This window comes from Bifidobacterium sp. WCA-178-WT-4B, assembly GCF_009696495.1.
Classification (GTDB): Bacteria; Actinomycetota; Actinomycetes; order Actinomycetales; family Bifidobacteriaceae; genus Bifidobacterium; species Bifidobacterium infantis.
Genome location: NZ_VULV01000021.1, coordinates 1 through 20,922, shown reverse-complemented (window position 1 = coordinate 20,922; position 20,922 = coordinate 1). Strand labels below are relative to the sequence as shown.

The 20,922-nt window shown below is 52.1% G+C and carries 14 protein-coding genes and 1 rRNA gene; 14 read left to right on the top strand and 1 reads right to left on the bottom strand.

What is annotated here, in order from left to right:
• Window positions 1–308 (bottom strand): helix-turn-helix domain-containing protein (locus FYJ31_RS12985; RefSeq protein WP_229774107.1); only part of this gene is annotated, 308 nt, incomplete at its 3' end.
• A gap of 153 nt (window positions 309–461) precedes the next feature.
• Here FYJ31_RS12985 and FYJ31_RS12100 point away from each other — a divergent pair.
• The 14 genes from FYJ31_RS12100 to FYJ31_RS12035 form a co-directional block, all read left to right on the top strand.
• A complete protein-coding gene (locus tag FYJ31_RS12100; protein ID WP_154536788.1) occupies window positions 462–632 on the top strand; it encodes a plantaricin C family lantibiotic in 171 nt (56 codons plus the stop codon).
• A gap of 25 nt (window positions 633–657) precedes the next feature.
• Window positions 658–819 carry a class II lanthipeptide, LchA2/BrtA2 family gene (locus FYJ31_RS13375; RefSeq protein ID WP_195839508.1) on the top strand — a complete coding sequence of 54 codons (162 nt, stop codon included), beginning with the start codon at window positions 658–660 and terminating at the stop codon, window positions 817–819.
• 3 nt (window positions 820–822) lie between these two features.
• Window positions 823–3,738: a type 2 lanthipeptide synthetase LanM gene (gene lanM, locus FYJ31_RS12095; protein WP_154536787.1), complete on the top strand. Its 2,916-nt coding sequence runs from the start codon at window positions 823–825 to the stop codon at window positions 3,736–3,738.
• 1 nt (window position 3,739) lies between these two features.
• Window positions 3,740–5,896 (top strand): peptidase domain-containing ABC transporter, encoded by a 2,157-nt coding sequence (locus FYJ31_RS12090; RefSeq protein WP_154536786.1) that lies wholly within the window; start codon window positions 3,740–3,742, stop codon window positions 5,894–5,896.
• Window positions 5,886–8,654 (top strand): type 2 lanthipeptide synthetase LanM, encoded by a 2,769-nt coding sequence (lanM, locus tag FYJ31_RS12085; RefSeq protein WP_154536785.1) that lies wholly within the window; start codon window positions 5,886–5,888, stop codon window positions 8,652–8,654. Before FYJ31_RS12090 ends, lanM (FYJ31_RS12085) begins: the two co-directional genes overlap by 11 nt.
• A 12-nt stretch (window positions 8,655–8,666) precedes the next feature.
• The gene (locus FYJ31_RS12080; RefSeq protein ID WP_154536784.1) at window positions 8,667–9,782 is read left to right on the top strand and encodes a quinone oxidoreductase family protein; all 1,116 of its coding nucleotides are present in this window, start codon (window positions 8,667–8,669) and stop codon (window positions 9,780–9,782) included.
• A 184-nt stretch (window positions 9,783–9,966) separates the two neighbouring features.
• A complete protein-coding gene (locus FYJ31_RS12075; RefSeq protein WP_154536783.1) occupies window positions 9,967–10,713 on the top strand; it encodes an ABC transporter ATP-binding protein in 747 nt (248 codons plus the stop codon).
• Window positions 10,706–11,470 (top strand): ABC transporter permease, encoded by a 765-nt coding sequence (locus FYJ31_RS12070; RefSeq protein ID WP_154536782.1) that lies wholly within the window; start codon window positions 10,706–10,708, stop codon window positions 11,468–11,470. Before FYJ31_RS12075 ends, FYJ31_RS12070 begins: the two co-directional genes overlap by 8 nt.
• Before the next feature lie 418 nt (window positions 11,471–11,888).
• A protein-coding gene (locus FYJ31_RS12060) for an IS3 family transposase (RefSeq protein ID WP_154536781.1) occupies window positions 11,889–13,209 on the top strand; the annotation gives its coding sequence in 2 pieces (ribosomal slippage) (window positions 11,889–12,175 and window positions 12,174–13,209; 1,323 coding nt in all).
• Window positions 13,210–13,262: 53 nt separating this feature from the next.
• Entirely contained in the window at window positions 13,263–14,063 is an 801-nt protein-coding gene (locus tag FYJ31_RS12055; protein WP_326831216.1) for a YihY/virulence factor BrkB family protein, read from the top strand.
• Between the two features lie 34 nt (window positions 14,064–14,097).
• Window positions 14,098–17,655: a DNA polymerase III subunit alpha gene (gene dnaE, locus FYJ31_RS12050; RefSeq protein ID WP_195839507.1), complete on the top strand. Its 3,558-nt coding sequence runs from the start codon at window positions 14,098–14,100 to the stop codon at window positions 17,653–17,655.
• A 112-nt stretch (window positions 17,656–17,767) separates the two neighbouring features.
• The gene (locus FYJ31_RS12045; RefSeq protein WP_174772642.1) at window positions 17,768–18,178 is read left to right on the top strand and encodes a DUF4186 domain-containing protein; all 411 of its coding nucleotides are present in this window, start codon (window positions 17,768–17,770) and stop codon (window positions 18,176–18,178) included.
• A 211-nt stretch (window positions 18,179–18,389) separates the two neighbouring features.
• On the top strand, window positions 18,390–20,267 hold the full coding sequence (locus FYJ31_RS12040) for an oleate hydratase (protein ID WP_154536777.1): 1,878 nt from the start codon (window positions 18,390–18,392) through the stop codon (window positions 20,265–20,267).
• Window positions 20,268–20,799: 532 nt separating this feature from the next.
• A 16S ribosomal RNA gene (locus FYJ31_RS12035) occupies window positions 20,800–20,922 on the top strand; the annotation flags it as partial.

Sequence of the window (20,922 nt, the reverse complement as noted above, 5' to 3'; positions counted from 1 at the left end):
AGATCGAACGCGGCGCACGCGACCTTCCCGAACTCGAGCAACGGGCCATCCAGTGGATACACTCGACAACCAACCCAAAACAACACACCCAAACGCTTGACAATGTATAGGAGCATCGAAATACAGGGACGGTACGACCCGTTCTCGTTGGATGCGAACCACAGGCCACGCCTCAGCTCGCGTGACACCGTGGACTTGTCCCGGCCGATTTCCTCCGCGATCTTCCGGACGCCCGGATGCCGCTCGCAATGCAGCTTCTCGATCAGGATCCTTTCATCGGACAACAGGTGCGAATACTGTCGGCCCATGAGCGCGACACCTTCTTGAACTGGAAACTTCGAACACTTCCAACTCTGGACAAGGTGTTACACTTCTATTTAGAACTCGGGCAGCTTGATTGATCTGAACAAATACTATACGCTGGAATATGTGGGGTGACAGCAACATCAGGAGGTATTGACATGGATGAACAGTCATTTGACCCAACCTATCTGGAAGATATCAGTGAGCAAACCTTGGACACTGATGCCTTCGGCGCCTGCACTACCAACACTTTTTCCCTCAGTGATTACTGGGGAAATAAGGGTGACTGGTGCACTTTGACCCATGAGTGCATGAACTGGTGCAAGTAAGTGGCTCACGAGTAAGGAGTATGAAATGAGCGAGCTGGAACTTGGCAAATATCTGGAATCGGACATGATTGAGCTAACTGACGACGATACTGAAGGAGGTGCAACACCAACTGCCATTCTAACGGTAGTGACTACGTGGATTTCAAGCAATACTTGCCCCACGTCTGCATGCACAAGGGCCTGCTAGAATATGGTCGTTCTCAACAGAAGGCTCTACCCGGAACTTACTGACTCTGAGTGTCAGGAATTAGTTAGTCCCCTTCTGGCGATGGCCGCGTCATTCCCAGAAGAGACACAAGGGTTCGTTGAAGTTGAAGATGAGCGGTCCTTCCCTGAGTCGTACCCTTTTGAAGTCTTGTGTAAGTCACTGTCGAGGGCATTGTGGAAAGATGGTTGGGATGACAGCTTGTCTCCTTTTCTGTCAGATTCTTGTCGTTTTGCAGAAGCTTGCTGTGACGAGTTGGCTCAGCAAGCTTCTCAGTACCTTTTGAGATCATTTATTGATGACACCAATTCGGCTCGTTCAACCAAGAATAGTCCTGAAGAAGGCTATCGTTTATATATTAAGCGGATTATAAAGGATGGCTTTCGTTCTTTCTCTGAGAAGTATGCTACCGGGTGGTCACGTTGTCTTAATGCTATGCGACTCAAAGTTGCGTCGATTAACGAAGCAGTCTCGCTTCTTCAAAAGCATAGAGATTCATTGTCTGAGTACCTCGCTATTCCACAGGAACTCAAGATTGTGGAAATCCATCAGGCTGGTGATACACATAACTGTGGACGTGCGGTTACAGTAGTGGAGTTTGAAGATAGTAAAAAGGTTGTTTTTAAGCCACGTTCCGTGAGTGGCGAACGTGGCTACCACAGATTGACAAACAAACTTCGCAAAATGGGGCTGGCGACTCTCCCTGCTATTCGTGCCATAGACTTTGGGACTTACGGTTTCACTGAATATGTAGATCATGTCGAGGCTCGCGGAGACCTCGTTACGGTGGGTAAGCTCGCGGCGCTTTTTTATTTTCTAGATGCCGTCGACATGCACTATTCGAACATTTTCTGGACGACTGCAGGTCCGGTTCCAGTCGATCTGGAATCCTTGTTCCACCCTGCCCGGTTACGACGTGGTAAGCAAGAGTCTTCTAGGAGCGCTTACAGACAACTAGAGCGTTCGGTATATGGAACTGGTATTCTACCCCGAATAATTACTTCCTCGAAAAATCCTGGATCGATAGATGTCGGATTCGCCAGTACCTCACAGCAGAATGGCAGCGCCCCCTTCAAGGCGATGCATATCAAAAATGCATTCCGCGATGACATCCAAGCAACGTGGGCAAGTAACCCTGCCCCGGATCACTCATTACTTGACGGTGATAGCTATGAATTGAAAGTACGCAGCGATTGCTCGAAAATAGAGACGGGATTTAAGGAGTTTTTTAGCGCAGTACTCCAGCAAAAGGATGCTTTCATTGAGGCGGTTGAAAGTTCTTTTGCCGATCTACGATTGCGGTATATACACTGCCCTACAATTCAGTATGCACAGATCCTTCAAAGTATAACCGGATCTGGTGCGACTAAAGACCGTGACTTAGCGATCGGTCTACTCGCTCGGATATCGATTCCGAGTATTACCAGCGACTTCAATCTTGTAAAGAGTGAATGCCGACAGCTATGGAACGGGGATATCCCGTATTTTACCTTACGATTTAACGATAAAACGGTCTTCGCTGAGAATTTAGAGATCTGTTCAGTAACCCAGTCGCCAAGAGAACTCTTCCGACAGAAAGTAGAAAGTTCATCGGAAGCTGAACTTAAAACGCAACTGAGGATATTACGTCTTGCGTTTGTCGCAAAACTCGCTGATCCTCATTCACAGCAGCGTTTCAGCTTTGCAAATAAAGGCGAGTCCGCAGTTGCTACAGCTATACAGTCTGTTGACAGGGAGTTTTCTGCGTCTGAAGTGTTGAGACGCCTCGCGCTTCCGTTAGCCGAAAGGGTTCTAGACGATCGTTTCGATCATCTACCTAAGACTTGGATAGGACCAGTCGCGAGATTTGGTAGTGCCGAATGGTCGCCCGGGGTTCTCGGTTACGACCTATATGCAGGGAGGGTAGGTCCTGCCTTGGCACTTGCGCATGCAGGTAAGCAACTCAATAGTTCCTTATTGCTACAACCGGCATATGAAGTGTTCGGACGATCTGCGGAGATTCTCAACTCCGCTTCCTTTGAAATGCGCAGTCTCCTTTCTGCGGGCTGTGGAGGTTATTCCGGTATTCCAGGCTTGTTTTGGAGCTTGAATGCCGCTGGACGCTGCCTTGGCGAACAGTCATGGGTTGAGATTAGTAACAAGAGCTGGGATATCATTGCATCCGATCTTGGACATATGAGTACTGATTCGTTCGACATGATCAATGGCACTAGCTCGGCTATTATAATGCAACTTAAATCGACGGGCACTTTCCCATACAATGAATCCATAATTGCTTCGTGGGCAAACATTGCAATGAGGCGGATTGAGCTGCGTGCACAAGAATTAACTTTAGGCATGGCTCACGGACTGGCACATATTATTTGGTTTTTCTCCGAAATTGCCAAGGTTTATCCGACAGCCGAGTGTCACAAAGTTGTACAGTATGTGGACGCTCTTATTTCGGACAACTATCGGAATCGCGACGGGATATTTCAGTCATACACGAATCAGCCCCGAGACTCATTTTCGCCATCATGGTGTAACGGTCACGCAGGACTTCTTCTTGCCTATGCGTCTGCCTCAGAAGCGAATATAGAAACAAAAGTGCACTGTACTGAAATCTTGAGGCAGATTGTATCGGATTCGGTTTCACTGATACCCGTTTTGTGTCATGGCGGTCTCGGTGTACTTGAGGTACTCCGGAACGTTGCGAGATTATATCCGGATGCTCAGTGCACCTACGACATGTTGGCTGCAAGTGCATTCACTGAGACGGGGATTCTGAATTATTTTGAACAGGAAGAAGGTAGGTACGCACTGAGTCCTGGACTTATGTGCGGTCGTGCTGGAGCGATCATGTACTTAGCTAATAAACACTCGTCGGACCATAAGTTGTCAGTACTTAGTCTGGATCTATAAAATGGTAAGATTAACAAAAAAGCTGAGACTCCGGCCAACGCTCCAGGTGTCTCACACGGAGTGCGGTCTGTGCTGTGTGCGAACACTTCTAGCGGCATACGGACACGAGATTAGTATCACTGCGTTACGGCAGATTAAGGAACCTGGCCGTGATGGACTGGGACTACAGCAGATGCGCGACCTGCTTTCCAGTTTTGGGATGAAAGCCAGCACCTATCGTGTCAAAGATCCGCGAGGTTTGCTCACAATCCCAGCGCCATACATAGCGTTCTGGCGTGGGAATCATTTTGTCGCCGTTGAGCACGTGTCTGAGTCGGCTGTAACTATAATGGATCCAGCCGTCGGGCGACTATCGATTAGATTTGAAGAATTCGCTGAGAGCTTTGACACCTACATTCTCGTCGCTAATCCTACGGCGACTTTCAAAAAAACTAAGCTCGGTTTTTTTGAGAAGTGGCACAAGACATTTCTATGGCCGGATGCGTCATTGAGATTGTATGTTTTAATGACCGTAGTGAGCCTACTCCTTGTGGGGATTACGCTTGCCATACCGATCGCAACACAATCCTTGGTTGACTACAGGACGAATCAAGGTTTTTCCTTGAATGTGTTTCTGCTCTCACTTGGCGTAGCCGTTGTCTGTACGACATTATTGAATTTTGCCCGAACAGAAATAGCTATTCGGATGACTCAGACTCTGTCTTGGCATCTGTCGTCTCACGCGTTTTCGCGGTTGTTGTCGCTTCCGTCACGCTATTTCACTGTGAGAGCTCCTGGCGAAATTGTCTACCGTCTTAACTCACTAAACCGGCTACCGGACATTCTTGGGACCACCTTAATTCAAGGTGCTCTTGATGCACTAAGTGTGATTACTGTTATTGGTTACGTGCTTTGGATATCGCCTGTTCTCGGTACTATCACACTGCTACTTATTTCTCTACTTATTGTCTTTTTGGGGACTACGCAGCCTCATGCAAACCGTGCGATGGAATCCGAACTACATTCGGGGACGTCGGCGCAAAGTATCCAGCTTGATGCTGTGGTCTCGATAAATAACGTGAAACTTGGTGGCTATGTAGAAACTTACTTGAATGATTGGAAAAAAAGTTTCACGAAATTACTCACAGCGCTTGGAAAGCGAATAAGGGTTCAGCAAGGGATTATCGGAGCTACGCTTGCTTCGGCACAAATGTTTTCTCCACTTTTTCTGTTGGTGATTAGCTTAAAGTTTGCGGAAAATGGTGTAATAACCCTTGGCGAGGCTATAGCTGTCCAGTCAGTAGCGGTGTTGCTGTTTTCATATATCAGGTCGCTATTCTCAGCATGGACCGAGTTTCAAGTAGCTTCTAGGTACGTGGAATTAGCTGAAGATATCTTCGAATACCCCAGTGAGGTTAATAGCGGCTCAATCAAGCACTCCTTACGCGGAGGCCTAACGGCGCGTAACTTGAACTTTAAGTACTCTACAGATGCACCATTTGCATTAAATGGTGTCAATTTGGAGGTTATGCCAGGTGAGACGGTTGCATTAGTTGGGTCCTCCGGAAGTGGGAAAACCACCCTCGGTAAAGTTTTCGCTACTCTTTTCGCGCCTACGTCTGGAGAACTGCTCTTTGATGGTGTGAATGTTTCTAATTATGATTTGTCTGAGCTTCGTAAATACATCAGTTACATTCCCCAAGAGGCATATCTGCATAATCGAACAATTATTGAAAACCTTAAGCTCGGATGTGATCTTCCTGAGAATGAAATTATTCTTAGATGTAGGGAACTAAAGTTTCTCGATTTTATCGATGAATTTCCTATGGGTTACCAGACCGGGGTATCTGAACTTGGGGCGAATCTATCTGGTGGGCAACGTCAGAGAATTCATGTCGCTCGTGTGATGTTGCAAAACCCAGCGGTTTTGGTGATGGATGAGGCTACTTCCGCGCTAGATAACATCACACAGCGGCTCGTCTATACGCAGTTATCTTCTATAAACTGTACCAAAATTGTAATTGCACATCGTATGGCAACAATCTTAAATGCGGATCGCATTGGACTCCTTGATGGTGGCCACCTAACACAGGTAGGGACACACGCCGAACTCATGCAGAATTGTAAGCGATACGCAGATTTGTACTCGCTCGAATTGCAGGGAAATCATGATCGATAAAGTTTTTCCAGTATTGTCAGAGGTCTTGAAAACAAGGTACCGCGCCCAGTTTAACGAAGCTCTATCTAAGGTCACCAATTCCTTAAGGAGTATCTGTCTCTTTAGCGTGGAAAAGTCGGTTCCTGAAAAATATTTAACTATGATCTTGACACAGCGATTCTGGTCCCTTTGTCTTAAGACATTTGTTTATGAAATGCACGTTTACCGGGAGCAAATGGGGCTTCCTGTTGAGGTCAAGTCATCGGATGCGTTTGATTCATTTCTTAAAGCTTTCTCCATTGAAACGATTCAAGAATGGTTCGTTAAGTACCCTATTTTAGACTCAATGGTGACGGCGAGCATGGACAGTGTGCTTGCATTCTCCGTCGAGTTGTTTTCGAACTTACAAAAGGATTCAAAAGATTTAGTAGATTCCGGTCTGATTAGCGCGGGATCACAGATCGATGATGTATGTCTATTGGGTTCTGATTGGCATAATGGAAGTCGCTGCGTTGTTGCTTTTTCCGAGAATTTAACTCCCACCGTGGTGTACAAGCCGAAGTCTCTTGCGGTAGATCTATGGTTCGATAAACTGTTCCATATTATTTCCCGAGAAGAAGATGAGTTTCCGTCTCCAGTGCCTCTTACGCTGAATCGTGAGACTTACGGGTGGCAACGTTTCATAGCTCCGCGCCCTATGATGGACAGCCTACTAGGAGAGAGTTTTAGAAAACTCGGATTTGTCTCGGCTCTCCTTACTGCGACAGGTGCGAGCGATATTCATGACGAGAATCTGGTTTTTTTAGATGGCCAGCCCTTACTAATTGATCTAGAGACAGCAATGCAGTCCAGATCTGTTCAATTCACGCCTGACCTTTCAGGTTGCCTCTTAAAGACCCTATTCAGGTCAATATGCTCAACGTCAATTATACCGGCTAAAATGGTAACGGCTCCTCGTCGCCTTCTCATTGGTGCCATCAATACCCCATACCCCCAGCAAACTAGTGAGAGTATGTTTGTTCTTCGTAACGCTGGCACTGATGGCAGGGATATCGCCAGAGAAAACGTTGCATTCGCCCGTCTTGCTGAACCGCTGTCTTTACTAAGTGGTGAAAGTGTTAACCCGGTTCCGTATCAACAGAACTTCGTTGATGGATATCGCCTTGGTTACCGTAGGATCATCAGTCATCGCGAAGAGTTGCTTGAAGCACTCAATGGCATCAATTTCCCAATCCGGAGGGTTCTTCGTCCTACGGCCAAGTATGCGCGATTGCTTGATGCTCTACTGTTCCCAGAGAATCTTGTGTCATCGGATGCAGCCTCACAAATTACGCAGTACCTTAAGCCACTTGTAAATCAGTTTCTTTCGGTTGATGCAAGCAAGATTCTTGAGCGCGAAATTTCCGCTTTAGAGTGTGGTGACATTCCGTACTTCTATACATTCGCAGATGAGTGCTGTGTACGTTCTAATGGTTTTTCGATCCATTGTAAAGATGGCGTCAGCCCGTCGGAAAACGCTAAGAATACTTTTGTTAATATGTCCGAAGACAACCTTCTTCAAAACGAACGGTTCATTGCTGAAGGTTTCTCGGAGATTCGCATATCTATGTCGCGTTATCTCAACTCTGAAGTCAAGTCGTTGGGCGTTCCTATGTTCAACCAATGCCTGAATAGTGATAATACCTCCTTAGTATCATCACTTTTTAGTTTGTTTTCTAGACTAGCTATTGAGAGTGATTCAGCAGTTGGCTGGCTTCCGGGACTGTATGGTGACATGCCGCTAAGCTATCACTCTGAATCGCTAATTTCTTTTCACGATGCAGCAGGTATCAGTCTTCCGCTAACACGCTTCGCTAAGACCTTCGTCTCAAATACATTTGCAGCATCTCTTCGAGACAGAGCGCTTAACGGAATCAGGCAGCTTAGTGATACGTATTATGCAACGATAGCTGCGAATGAGCGATCTATCATCTCTGGTCCTTCTTCAATTGATTACGTTCTTAACCACGATAAACAGAGGCTGTCCTTTACCGAAGGTGATGTAAATAAACTGGGCGAGTGTGAGTCTGTGGGGGACGTCTTTAATGGGCTAGCTGGCCAGTATCTATTGTTAGCATCGCTTGCGGATGTTAACCCGCGTACTCTGACCGCAAACTATATGCATATGAGGAATATTGTTGAGAAGAAACACGAGCTTAGCGGAGGAATAGCTCATGGCGATTTGGGGCTTATATGGGCACTCTTAAGGGTGTCGAAAAGATTGGATGATCAGTTAGGGCAAAGCATCGCCCTAGAGAAACTAAACAGAATCGATCTCGCGTCGCTGGACCTGCGCATAGGATACTGTAATGGCGGGGCTGGCCTATTACTTGTAAAATCTGAAGCCGTCAAATTCTCGAACTGTATGTCGAGACGTGAGTTGCACTCCATTGCCCGTCAGATTACAGATCTCTCTGTTCTCCGTGGCCCAATTGATTTATCTGTATGTCACGGCGCTTCTGGTGTAGTCCAAAGTCTTTTGCAGTCGTATTTTGACACTGGCGATTCCTATTTTAAAGATTTAGCGATTGATTATTGGTCAAAGGTATTAGGCTACGCCCGTGAATTTGGGTATTATACCGGCGAGCCTCAACGAGACTATTTGCTGGGATATTTTTTGGGCTGGGCCGGGATATTTGATACGAGCCTATTGGTTTACAGTCCGGAAACATGGCGTTGGACACCAATAGCCCTTTGTAGTTCCGAATCAAGCAGACCCGCAAGATGTGTAAAACAATAACGAAGGACAATAATGAGAGCATTAGTGGTGACAACAAAGCAATACGCCGATAGTAATGAAATGGACTTTTTAGGGGTTTTTAACCTCGGAGCAAAGGATCTGTCGGTCGCGGTAGCAAACTTTTGTCAACCGACATTCGATCCGGATAGTCCGAGTAACGCAGCCTACATATTGATTAAAGTGTTAGCATTTTCATGTAACTACCGAGATAAGGGGCTGCTACTTAATAATGTTCAATTGTTAGAAAGTGGCACTCGGGAATTCCTACCCTTCGGGTCTGAATTTTGCGGTGAAGTTCTGGCTGTAGGCAAAGAGGTCGAAGGGTTGAAACCTGGTGACCGAGTAATGGGTAACAACGCTTATCCAGGCTCTGGTGTAGAAGGCGTTTTGCCCGGCGTGGCGACAAACTTTGCATCATTAGGATATTTACGGCTGCATATGGCAAAGGTCGTATTGGTTCCAGAATACTTTAGTGACGAAGCTGCAGCTGCCTTTTCGATCGGAGCTCAAACCGCTGCAGGCATGATAAGGGCTTCTGGTGTTCTAAATACGGGAGGCGTACCACTCGTCTTTAGTGCGCGTTCAGCCACTAGTCTATTCCTCATTCGTCAACTTAATTATTACGGTTTGCCCCCACTATGTGTGACGAGTTCTGTCTGGTCGGAAGAAGAGATAAAGCAGATCCTCCCTGCTCAATTAGTTGAAGAGTTCTACAGTCTTAGAAAGTGGAACTCCTACCGGAACCATTTTACGCATGTCTTCGACCCCTTCTTTGACATGAATATAGATATTGCGACTACGATCCTTAAGCAAGGCGGTACATACATGACATGCGGATTCAAGAATCAGCATCCGTTGCTGTCGAGCAGTTCCCCTACGGAGATCGAGCCTAAAGTAAGATCTGCATTAGCCCTTTCCATTCCTAAGCTCTTGTCTCTAAGAGGACACTGTTTAGGTACAGATAATGACTTACGATTTTCACTCGAACATTCTAACGAAAGCATGTTTACTCCGATTATTGATTCTGTATATGGGCCAACTGACGGAATGCTGTTCCTTACAAAGAGCTTCGCTGATCCAGCTCGGTTTGGCAAGGTTGTTATGAAATTAGATGGGAATGACTGCTAATGATGCTGAAGTATGTAACGTGGAGTATCATGTGCATATTCTTGGCGACTCTTGTTGCGAATGTTGTCGAACGTTCAACTGGGAGCGCTTGGTACAGTAGGGGAATCGGCATAGTCGTGGCCGCCATTTCCGGGTTCGTACTTTATTTGTCTGTACGGCGGAGCAATAAGGATGGAGAAAAGTGATGGATGAGCGACCATGGGTTATTAAAGTGGACTCGTTGTCTAAGTACTATGGGAAAGTATGCGCAATTCGCGATATGTCTTTCGAGGTCCCTCAAGGCTCAGTTACTGGATTTGTTGGTCCTAACGGCGCAGGCAAATCTACCACGATGCGTTGCATACTGGGGCTAACAAAACCCTCGAAGGGGTCGGCCAGTGTGTTTGGAACCGACTACTCCAAACTCCAGAATCCTGCGCGTCGAATTGGCTCAGTTTTGGATGCATCAAAGCTACATCCGGGTAGAACCGGGCGTAGTATATTGCTCGCAGCGGCAGATGTTCTCGGCATAGCGTCTTCCAAGATTGAGTTTGCTTTGGAGTCTTGTGGGCTGACAAGCGCCGAGAGCAGGCGGCGGATCGGTACCTACTCTTTGGGAATGAGACAGCGTCTAGCGTTGGCTCTCGCCATATTGCCCGAGCCCGAGCTTCTTATTCTGGATGAGCCGGTGAATGGTTTGGATCCAGAAGGTATTCATTGGATGCGGAGCTTTCTTAGAGACTTTACCCAAGCTGGGGGAACTGTTTTCCTAAGTTCACACTTGTTAGGTGAGATGGAGAAAATTGCTGACAGTGTTGTTTTAGTCGGTAAGGGGCAGGTAATTGGGTCGGTGTCAATTAGTGATCTAAAGGGGGCTGGTAAAGGCTTGGAAGAGTTCTATTTGGAGCAAACCGCGAGTGTTTCTCGGGGAAGTGTGGTTAACAATGGCTAATAACCTTAATGATCATGTCAAACCTGTTTCAGATTCAAAGATGTCAGGCATCATAAAATCTGAACTGAGGAAAGCTTTTAGCACTAGTGCGAGCATAGCTATAACCTTGGTCACCTTGCTGTTGACCGTTGGAATGAGCATTTGGTCGGCTGTATTGCTGGAAGCTGGGGAGTCTTGGTACATACCTTTCAAACAGGTGGCGAGTCCCCTAATCACCATAAGCCCACTCCTAATCATTCTTTTGGTTTGTGAGGAGTGGGATAAGGGTAGTGCGCTAGTAACTTTTACGCAGGTTCCCAAGCGGTCTCGAATTGTGATTGCTAAAACTGTGGTAGCGGTCTTGATTTTCTCAGCTAGTTTTGCCGCTTCATTACTATTAACATTGATTGTTTCAGTTACTACATCGAGTATTCATCATTTTAGTCTAAATTGGGAAGCTTCACTATCGGGCTTTCTAACTCTTGCGCTACCGTTGTTGGTGAATATGGGTCTGGGGCTCGCTATGGCCTTATTCTCGCGATCTACCGTAATTTCAATCTCATTGTATTTCATCATTCCTCCGGTCACAGTGATGCTATCGCAGATACATTCCATATCAGAATATGCTAAATGGATTTCGCTGGGACACTCATCTTCAATTTTTGTAGCCGGTCTAACCCCCCAAACTTATTCTCAGATCGTTGTTTCAGTGATTTTCTGGATAGCTCTGCCGTTCGCACTAGGTTTTGTGAACATCTGCAGACGAGATATTGCATAGCCCTAACTTGATGCACTTTTGCCGAAAAACATTGAACATAAAACGAGACCACCCTACCGGCGGACACGCCGCGAACACAGGGCCCGCCGACTTCGCCGTGCCGGGCGACGCGTACCTGCCAGCTCCGAGCACGGCGTTCCTCGGGGCTGGACACAATTAGATCCTTCCATTCAGTCTCCAAGAAAACATCCGAGCCACTTACCGAAATTAGACTTTCATTGACGTCAATTTCTATTCTTGTGTATATCGAAGAACCGCCTTACCGAAACGACGTTTATCCGAGTATGTCCGGTACAAAAAACTGGCACCATCGAACACGGATCAAACTGAATCGATAGGCAACCAATTATGAGAGGTGAGTGATATGAACTGATTTTTGTTCCGTATTTCCTCTGACTCGATGGGAGATGATGGAACCATGGCAAAGGGCGCTCGATATACGCCGGAGTTCAGGGCGAAGGCGGTCGGGCTGCTGGCGGAGTCGCGTTCCTCGTATTCGTCGGAGACGAACGCGATCTCCGCGGTGGCGAAGGATCCGGGGATAGCGCCGGAATCGCTGCGGCGTTGGCGCGACCAGTCGGACGCGACGGTCGCGGAGGAGACGAGGCAGTCGGCCGAGGACGCGATGGCGGAGCTGAGGAGGCTGCGGGCCGAGGACGCGGAATTGCGTCGGGCGAACGAGATTTTGACGACGGCGTCGGCTTTTTCGCGGCCGGGCTCGACCCGACACGGCGTTGATGGCCGCGTACGTCGACGGGCATGAAAGCCGTTTCAAGGTCGGGCCGATCCGCGGGGTCCTTTCCGAATCGTTGGACTGCGGGTTTCTCACGCCGCGCGGCTGCCGCATGTTCAGAACGCGTCCCGTCAGCCGCATGCGGGCGGGGCATGGGGCGCCGGCCCGCGACATCCTCCAGATCCACTCGGATTTCTTCATGGCCGTGTACGGTTACGGGAAGATGCACGCGCAGCTGGTCGCCCAGGGCCGGGATCCGGCCGGGGTCGGCCGCGGCCAGGTGATGAACATCATGCGCGAGCTTGGCATCCGGGGCGTGCGCCGCGGCAGAACCCCGGTGACGACGGAACCCGCCAAGGGCACGGGCGGCAGGCCGGATCCGGTGGACGGGAGGTTCGAGGCTTGTGCGCCGGACCGGCTGCACGTGGCCGGCATCGCCTACGTGCGCATGGCCAACGGCTCGTTCGGCTACACGGCGTTCGTCGCCGACGTGTACGCCCGTCGGATCGTGGGATGGGCGTGCGCCATGGCCGTGAACACGCAGGAGCTGCCGTTGCGGGCGTTGGAGCAGGCGGTCTCATGGGCCGCGTCCCGCGGCGGCGCGGATGGTCTTATCCGCCACGGCGGCCATGGCGCGCAGTGCACTGGCACGGTGTGCACCACCAGGGTTATGGGATATGGGATGCTGCCGTCGACCGGCACCGTCGGCGACTCGTGTGACAACGCCATGGCCGAAAGCGCCGACGGCGCGTACAGGACCGAGCTGGTATGGCGGCGCACACCCTTCGCGGATCTGAAGGACCTGGAATTGGCGACGTTCCGGTGGGTCTCGTGGCGGGGACTCGAAGCGCCTGCGCCGGTCCCTGGGCTACAGGACACCGGAAGCGGTGGAAACCGAGTATTATCAACATCAAGCGGCACAAGCCGCCTCACTGTAAGGGAGGAACAAAAATCAGGCCACTTCACAATGGTAACAACAGCTACAGTTGAACTATGCATGGGTTGAAGAGTGTGATTGACAGGGGAGCGGACGCGTGGGCGCGTTCGCTGCCTGGGCGCGTGCTCGACCGGTATGTGTCGCGGCGCGGCCCCCTGCTGGCGAATGGTCTGGCATATGGTCTGCTATTCGCCTTTTTTGCCGGCGTCTGGATTGCGGTGAGCGTGTTCGGCCTTATCATGGTCGGCAACATTGATTGGCAGCAGATGCTGATTGACGCGGTGCGTGAAGTCATTCCCGGTGTGGCCGACTCGTTTCTGACGTCTTCCGCACTAAACACCATGTCAAGCACATTGACGTGGACCGGTCTGGCCACGTTGGCCATATTCTGGTGGACGGTGACCGGCTGGATGAACTCGCTGCGCCACGCCGTACGGTCCATGTTCGACGACTGCGGCAACGAGCTCAATATCGTCGTCGCAAGGTTACGCGATACGCTTGCCGCCATCGCCATCGCAATACTGTTCATTCTTTCGACCGCGGCTGGTACGGTGTCCGGTGGCATCGTACGCCGACTGCTGCAATGGGGCGGCATCCCCAGCAGTTCGTTGCCCGGCACCGTGCTTTTGGAGATGACCGGTTTCGGTACCGGTGTCGCGCTGAATTTCGCGTTGTTCATGTTGCTGCTGCGTGTGGTCTCCCACATCAAAGCCGGACGATTCACGATATTCGGCGCGTTACTGGGATCTCTGACGGTTTCCGCAATGCAGCTTCTCGGTGCGCGACTATTAGCCGGAGCCTCCCGGAATCCGATGCTTGCCCCGTTCGCCGCGTTGGTCGGCGTGCTCATTTGGTTCAATCTCGTCGCCCAGGTCATCATGCTGTGTGCCGCCCTCATCGCGGAGTGCCGACGGGAATGCTGAACGGCCGCCCAGACCACACGGTATGGTGGAACGCATGGCTGATTACGGGAACAACTTTGTGCAACTGCATAACCACACGCACTATTCGCTGCTCGATGGTGCGTCGAAGATTCCTGATTTGGCCAAGCGTGCGGCCGAACTTGGCATGCCTGCGGTCGGTATCACCGACCATGGCAACATGCATGGCGCCTACGAGATGTACACCAACTGCGTGGCCAATGGCGTCAAGCCCATCATCGGCATCGAAGCTTATGTGACCCCGGAAACCGCACGTCAAGACAAGTCCCGCGTGCATTGGGGCACCGAAGCCCAGCGCCGCGACGACGTCTCCGGTGGTGGTCTTATCACCCACTTGACCATGTGGGCCGAAAACGACGAAGGTCTGGTCAACCTCATCAAAGCCTCGTCCGTGGCCAACCTCGAAGGTCGCGTCATGCGTTATCCGCGTATGGATAAGGAGGTGCTCGCCACCTATTCCAAAGGCGTGATCGCATCCTCCGGCTGCCCCTCGGGCATTATCCAGACCCGTCTGCGCCTCGGTCAATTCGATGAGGCCCTGCGCGCTGCCGGCGAATTCCAGGATATCTTCGGCAAAGACAACTTCTTCATCGAACTCATGGATCACGGTCTGCCCATCGAAACTCAGGTGACCGGTGACCTGCTGACCATCGCCAAGAAACTCAACGCACCACTGCTGGCCACCAACGATTCCCACTACGTACACGCCGAAGATGCCCAGGCACAGGACGCCATGCTCTGCATCAACTCCGGTTCCCGTCTTGACGATCCGGACCGATTCAAGTTCGACGGCACCGGCTACTACATCAAAACCGCCGAAGAGATGCGCGAACTGTTCAAGGACCACCCGGACGCCTGCGACAATACGCTCGTTATCGCCGAACGCTGCAACGTGATGTTCGACGACCACGAAGACGGCGCGTTCATGCCGAAATTCCCCTGCCCCGAAGGCTGGGATGAGACCTCCCTGTTCCTTAAAAAAGTCGAGGAAGGTCTGGAGAAGCGTTACGACGGCAACCCGCCGCTCGACGTATTGAAGCAGGCCGACTACGAATGCGGCGTGATCTGCCAGATGCAGTTCTGCGGATACTTCCTCGTGGTCGCCGACTACATTCAGTGGGCCAAGGACCACGGCATTATGGTGGGTCCGGGCCGTGGTTCGGCCGCAGGCGCCATGGTCGCCTATTCCATGGGCATTACCGAGCTCGATCCGCTCAAGCATGGCCTGATTTTCGAGAGGTTCCTGAACCCTGAGCGAGTGAGCCTTCCTGATATCGATGTCGACTTCGACCCTGAAGGTCGTGCGCGAGTCATCGAATACTGCGGCGAAAAATACGGCACCGATAAGGTCGCCCAGTGCGTCATCTATGGCACCATCAAAACCAAACAGGCCCTGAAAGACTCCGCCCGCATCATGGGCTACGAATTCTCAGTCGGTGAAAAAGTCACCAAGGCGCTGCCTCCGGCGGCCACCGGCGGCAAAGACATCAGCCTGCATGACATCTTCGATCCCGCCGCCAAGCGGTATGCCGAGGCCAGGGAATTCCGCGAACTGTACGATTCCGATCCGGACGCCAAGCGCATCACCGAGGAAGCCAAGGGTATCGAAGGCCTGATCCGACAGACCGGTGTACATGCCTGCGCCACCATCATGGGTAGCGCGCCCATCACCGACACCTCGCCGTTGCTGGAACGCACCGATGGCACCATCACCACCACCTTCGAATACCACACGTGCGAAACGTTGGGGCTGGTCAAGATGGACTTCCTTGGCCTGTCCAACTTGACGATCATCCACGACACCCTGAAGAACATCGTGGCCAACGGCAAACCCGCCATCGACTACACCAAGATTCCGCTCGATGACGCCGAAACCTACAAACTCATGTCCCGAGGAGACACGCTCGGCGTGTTCCAGCTCGATTCCGACGGCATGCGTTCACTGCTGAAAACCCTGAAGCCCGATAACTTCAACGATATTTCCGCACTTATCGCCCTGTACCGACCGGGCCCGATGAGTATGGATTCGCACACCAACTATGCCAAGCGCAAAAACGGCCTGCAGAAGATCACGCCAATCCACCCTGAGCTTGAGGAGCCTCTGAAGCAGGTGCTTGACGAGACCTATGGCCTGATCATCTACCAGGAGCAGGTGCAGTCCGCCGCCCGAATCCTCGCCGGCTATTCACTGGGCAAGGCAGACGTGCTGCGTCGAGCCATGGGTAAGAAGAAGCCCGAAGTACTGGCCAAGGAGAAGGTGCCGTTCTTCGCCGGTATGAAGGAGCACGGATATTCCGAAGAGGCATCCCAGGCCGTGTGGGATATTCTGGTGCCGTTCTCCGGCTACGCTTTCAACAAGGCGCACTCCGCCGCATACGGTCTGATCTCCTACTGGACCGCATATCTGAAGACGCACTATCCGGTCGAGTTCATGGCCGCCTTGTTGCAAGGTGCCGCCACCAACAAAGACAAGACCGCATTGTACTTGGGCGAGGCCCGCCGCATGGGCATCCAGGTGCTCTCGCCGGACGTCAACGAATCGGTGTACGAGTACTCGGCAGTCGGCGACGTCGTCCGATTCGGTCTTGGTGCCATCCGCAACGTGGGTGACAAGGCCGTGGCCGATATCATCGCCGAACGCGAAGGCCCGCGCGGCAAGTTCGTGAACTTCATGGACTTCATCCGCCGCGTGCCCCTGACCGCGCTGAACCGGCGATTGGTCGAATCGTTGATCAAGGCCGGTGCCTTCGACTCGATTGACCCGAACCGTCGCGCACTGTTCACCGTGCACGAGGCCGCCATCGACTCGGTGGTGAGTCTGAAGCGCAAACAGGCGGAGGGCCAGTTCGATTTGTTCTCCGATGCCGAGGATGGGGGAGCGGAGGCCATGGGCGACGCTTCCGTGACCGTACCCGATCTTGAGGAATGGGACAAGAAGACCAAGCTTAACTTCGAACGCGAAATGTTGGGCCTGTATGTGTCTGATCATCCGCTCTCCGGTATGCAGTCGATTCTCGCGTCCTTGCGTGAAATGTCCATCGCGCACTTGGTCGATCGCGCCAGGACGATGGGTGAAGGACAGCAGGTCACGTTGGCCGGTCTGGTCACCAATGTGGACCGGCGCGTATCCAAGAAGGGCAACCCCTGGGCCATCGTGACCATCGAAGACATGGAAAGCTCCATCCAATGCATGTTCTTCGGCAAGGTCTATGAAGCGGCCGCCGCCGAACTCGCCGTGGACGCCATCGTACAGATTCGTGGTCAAGTGGAGTTGCGCGACGAAACCGTTTCTCTGAGAGCCACGGAAATGCAGATTCCGACCTTGGAAGCCGAGGATGAACGTCCGTTGGTCATCACGCTGCCGCCGGTGGCGTTGGAGCGCCAACGCATGATGCAACTCGGTCAGGTGCTCGCTAATCATCCTGGTTACTGCGAAGTACATCTTGCGGTGCTGGATGAGAAGGGTAACGCTCAGGTGCTCACGTTTGGCGATCGTTTCCGCGTCAAGCGGGATACTTCGTTGTTTGCTGAGATCAAGATTCTGTTTGGCCCCAGCTGCTTGCCTGCCGCCTGATTGGCGGGTTTCGCCCCTGGCCTCTCCCTCACCTGGCTTTGCTGGGGACTCCTTCATCAGAGGGAGCTAAGGCATGTGCCACCATACGATGTGCGCGACTATTGTGGAACGTATGGGCATGGAGATGGCGGATACTGGTAACAACGATGACGAGCAACAATGGATTGCCGCGATGCTGGAACGGCTGTCTCATTCGCAGTTCCGCGCCAAATTCGCTTTGACCGACAAAGACCGAGCCTATGCCCGCACCAAAGGCAAGGCGACCATCGATCGTCATGCGCGAGAAATGTTGCGAGACCGCATAGGCGCAGCCGAACCGAAGAACGACGGCAGGCAGACGCCATGGCGCGGCCATCCGGTATTCACCGCTCAGCATGCTACCGCCACATGCTGCCGCGGATGCGTCGAAAAATGGCATCATCTGCCCAAAGGCCGTGAACTCACCGAAGCGGAGGTAAACCGACTTGCCGATTTGGTCATGGCATGGATTGAGCGGGACCTTATCAATCATCCGGTTCGGTGAAGCACCCAGCATCCTCAGTATGAGTATGCCTGTATGCCTTCAATAGTTATGAGCCAACAGCCAACACAGGCCTCGAAAACCGTAGACGCAAGGTATTGGCGAATACGGCAGAACGCCGAACGTTGCCTATGGCGCGTTCGGCAATAATGCGACATAATGTCTATTCAAGAAGAGCTGACGAAGCGTCAACTCTACCCCAAGGAGGCGGAATATGTACTACAGCAGCGGCAATTATGAGGCTTTCGCACGCCCGAAGAAGCCGTCCGACGTGGACAACAAGCATGCATACATCATCGGTACCGGACTGGCGGCATTGTCTGCAGCCTGTTATCTGGTGCGTGATGGTCAGATGCCTGGCGAGAACATCCACATCCTTGAGAAGGACCCGGTACCCGGCGGCGCCTGTGACGGTCTTGATATTCCCGGCCTCGGCTATGTGATGCGTGGCGGCCGCGAAATGGACAATCATTTCGAGGTCATGTGGGATCTGTTCCGCTCGATTCCCTCCATCGAAACCGAGGGCGTCAGCGTACTCGACGAATACTACTGGCTCAACAAGGAGGACCCGAACTACTCGCTGTGCCGCGCCACCAAGAATCTCGGCAAAGACGCGGGGCTCAAGGGCAAGTTCGGCCTGTCCGACAAGGCTTCGATGGAAATCATGAAGCTGTTCTTCACCCCGGACGAAGACCTGTATGACAAGCCGATCACCGATTTCTTCGATGATGAGGTGCTGAACTCCAACTTCTGGCTGTACTGGCGCACCATGTTCGCCTTCGAGAACTGGCACTCCGCGCTGGAAATGAAGCTGTACATCAAACGCTACATTCATCACATCGGCGGACTGCCGGACTTTTCCGCGCTGCGTTTCACCCGCTACAACCAGTACGAGTCGATGATTCTGCCGATGGTCAAGTATCTGGAATCGCATGGCGTCGAATTCCGCTACAACACCAAGGTTGAGAACGTGGAATTCGCGATTGGCGGGGGAGCCGGCCCCAAGCGCGAGCACACCGGCGTAGGCCAGGACACCATCCAAAAGATTCAGGCCACCTCCGGTTTCTTCAAGCGCAACCCTGCCAGCACGCCCACCAAGAAGCTTGCCGTGCGCATCGACGTGGATCACGAGGGTGATAAATCCTCCATCGACCTGACCGAGAACGATCTGGTGTTCATCACCAACGGCGGTTGCGTGGAGAACTCCACCATGGGTTCCCAGAACTCGCCCGCCGCATGGAACCCAGACCTGAAGCCCGGCGGCGGCTGGGATATGTGGAAGCGTATCGCCGACCAGGACCCGAGCTTTGGCCATCCGGAGAAGTTCTGCTCCGATCCGAATGCCACCAAGTGGATGAGCGCCACCATCACCACCCTGGACGGCGAGATTCCGCCGTACATCCAGAAGATTTGCAAGCGCGACCCGTTCTCCGGCAAGGTCGTCACCGGCGGCATCATCACTGTGCAGGACTCCAACTGGCTCATGAGTTGGACCCTGAACCGCCAGCAGCAGTTCCGCGACCAGCCCAAGGACCAGCTGTGCGTATGGGTCTACGGTCTGTTCCCGGACAAGCCCGGCAACTATGTGAAGAAGCCGATGACCGAATGCACCGGTGAAGAGATTTGCGAGGAGTGGCTTTACCACATGGGCGTGCCGACCGACAAGATCGAGGCGCTCGCCAAGCATCACGCCAACACCGTGCCGGTCATGATGCCGTACATCACCGCGTTCTTCATGCCGCGCGCGGCCGGCGACCGCCCGGACGTGGTGCCCGATGGTGCCGTGAACTTCGCATTCCTTGGCCAGTTCGCCGAGACCCCGCGTGACACGATCTTCACCACCGAGTACTCGATGCGCACCGGTATGGAAGCTGTCTACACGTTGCTCGGCGTGGACCGCGGCGTGCCTGAAGTGTGGGGCAGTGTCTATGACGTGCGCAACCTGCTCAACGCCACCGTCAAATTGCGTGACGGTGCACCGGTCACCGATATGAAGCTCAACTTCATTGAAAAGGCCGTGGTCAAGAAGGTGCTCAAGAAACTCGACGGCACCGATATTGCCACCCTGCTACGCGAATACCACGTAATCTGACATCCATCCGGCTCCCCTCAAGGTGAGGGGAGCCAGCACGCGAAGCGTGACTGAGGGGAGTTGAACGTGGAATGAATTGTCGCGACACGCCAGTGAACATCTGATTTCGTTACGCGAGCCTATAAAAAGCCGGCGTATCCTGATGGTAACAGCGTGATTCAAGTTGATTTCGACACGCCGATAGAACGCCGTCGTTGCAACGATTCTGGCGTGCCTTTTCATGCCCGATTTGCGTGTGTTCGTGTGTTCGTGTAAGTTATTCACCTGTTGCCGCTCAGCGCGGCGGGTTCCTTCCTCTGGTTGGTTTTCCGTCTTGCTGGTGTGGTGGTGGTTTGAGAACTCAAGAGCGTGTTTGTACTACTTCTTTATAGTCAATGATTGCCAGTTCATTCCTCGCCTGATCGCCTGTCGTGGTGGTCGGGTACCCGGGAGGGTTTGATGAGGGGTGAGGTTTTTTGAGGGCGTCCTTCCTTAAGGACGTGCTCGTCAATTTTTGTTTTGAGAGTCATCTGTCGATGTCTCTTCGCGTTTTTTTGTGGAGGGTTCGATTCTGGCTCAGGATGAACGCTGGCGGCGTGCTTAACACATGCAAGTCGAACGGGATCCATCAAGCTTGCTTGGTGGTGAGAGTGGCGAACGGGTGAGTAATGCGTGA

Bases quoted from the DNA above. Each gene is read 5' to 3' on its own strand.
- FYJ31_RS12100 (WP_154536788.1), top strand. From the start codon at position 462: ATGGATGAACAGTCATTTGACCCAACCTATCTGGAAGATATCAGTGAG.
- FYJ31_RS13375 (WP_195839508.1), top strand. From the start codon at position 658: ATGAGCGAGCTGGAACTTGGCAAATATCTGGAATCGGACATGATTGAG.
- lanM (WP_154536787.1), top strand. From the start codon at position 823: ATGGTCGTTCTCAACAGAAGGCTCTACCCGGAACTTACTGACTCTGAG.
- FYJ31_RS12090 (WP_154536786.1), top strand. From the start codon at position 3,740: ATGGTAAGATTAACAAAAAAGCTGAGACTCCGGCCAACGCTCCAGGTG.
- lanM (WP_154536785.1), top strand. From the start codon at position 5,886: ATGATCGATAAAGTTTTTCCAGTATTGTCAGAGGTCTTGAAAACAAGG.
- FYJ31_RS12080 (WP_154536784.1), top strand. From the start codon at position 8,667: ATGAGAGCATTAGTGGTGACAACAAAGCAATACGCCGATAGTAATGAA.
- FYJ31_RS12075 (WP_154536783.1), top strand. From the start codon at position 9,967: ATGGATGAGCGACCATGGGTTATTAAAGTGGACTCGTTGTCTAAGTAC.
- FYJ31_RS12070 (WP_154536782.1), top strand. From the start codon at position 10,706: ATGGCTAATAACCTTAATGATCATGTCAAACCTGTTTCAGATTCAAAG.
- dnaE (WP_195839507.1), top strand. From the start codon at position 14,098: ATGGCTGATTACGGGAACAACTTTGTGCAACTGCATAACCACACGCAC.
- FYJ31_RS12045 (WP_174772642.1), top strand. From the start codon at position 17,768: ATGGGCATGGAGATGGCGGATACTGGTAACAACGATGACGAGCAACAA.
- FYJ31_RS12040 (WP_154536777.1), top strand. From the start codon at position 18,390: ATGTACTACAGCAGCGGCAATTATGAGGCTTTCGCACGCCCGAAGAAG.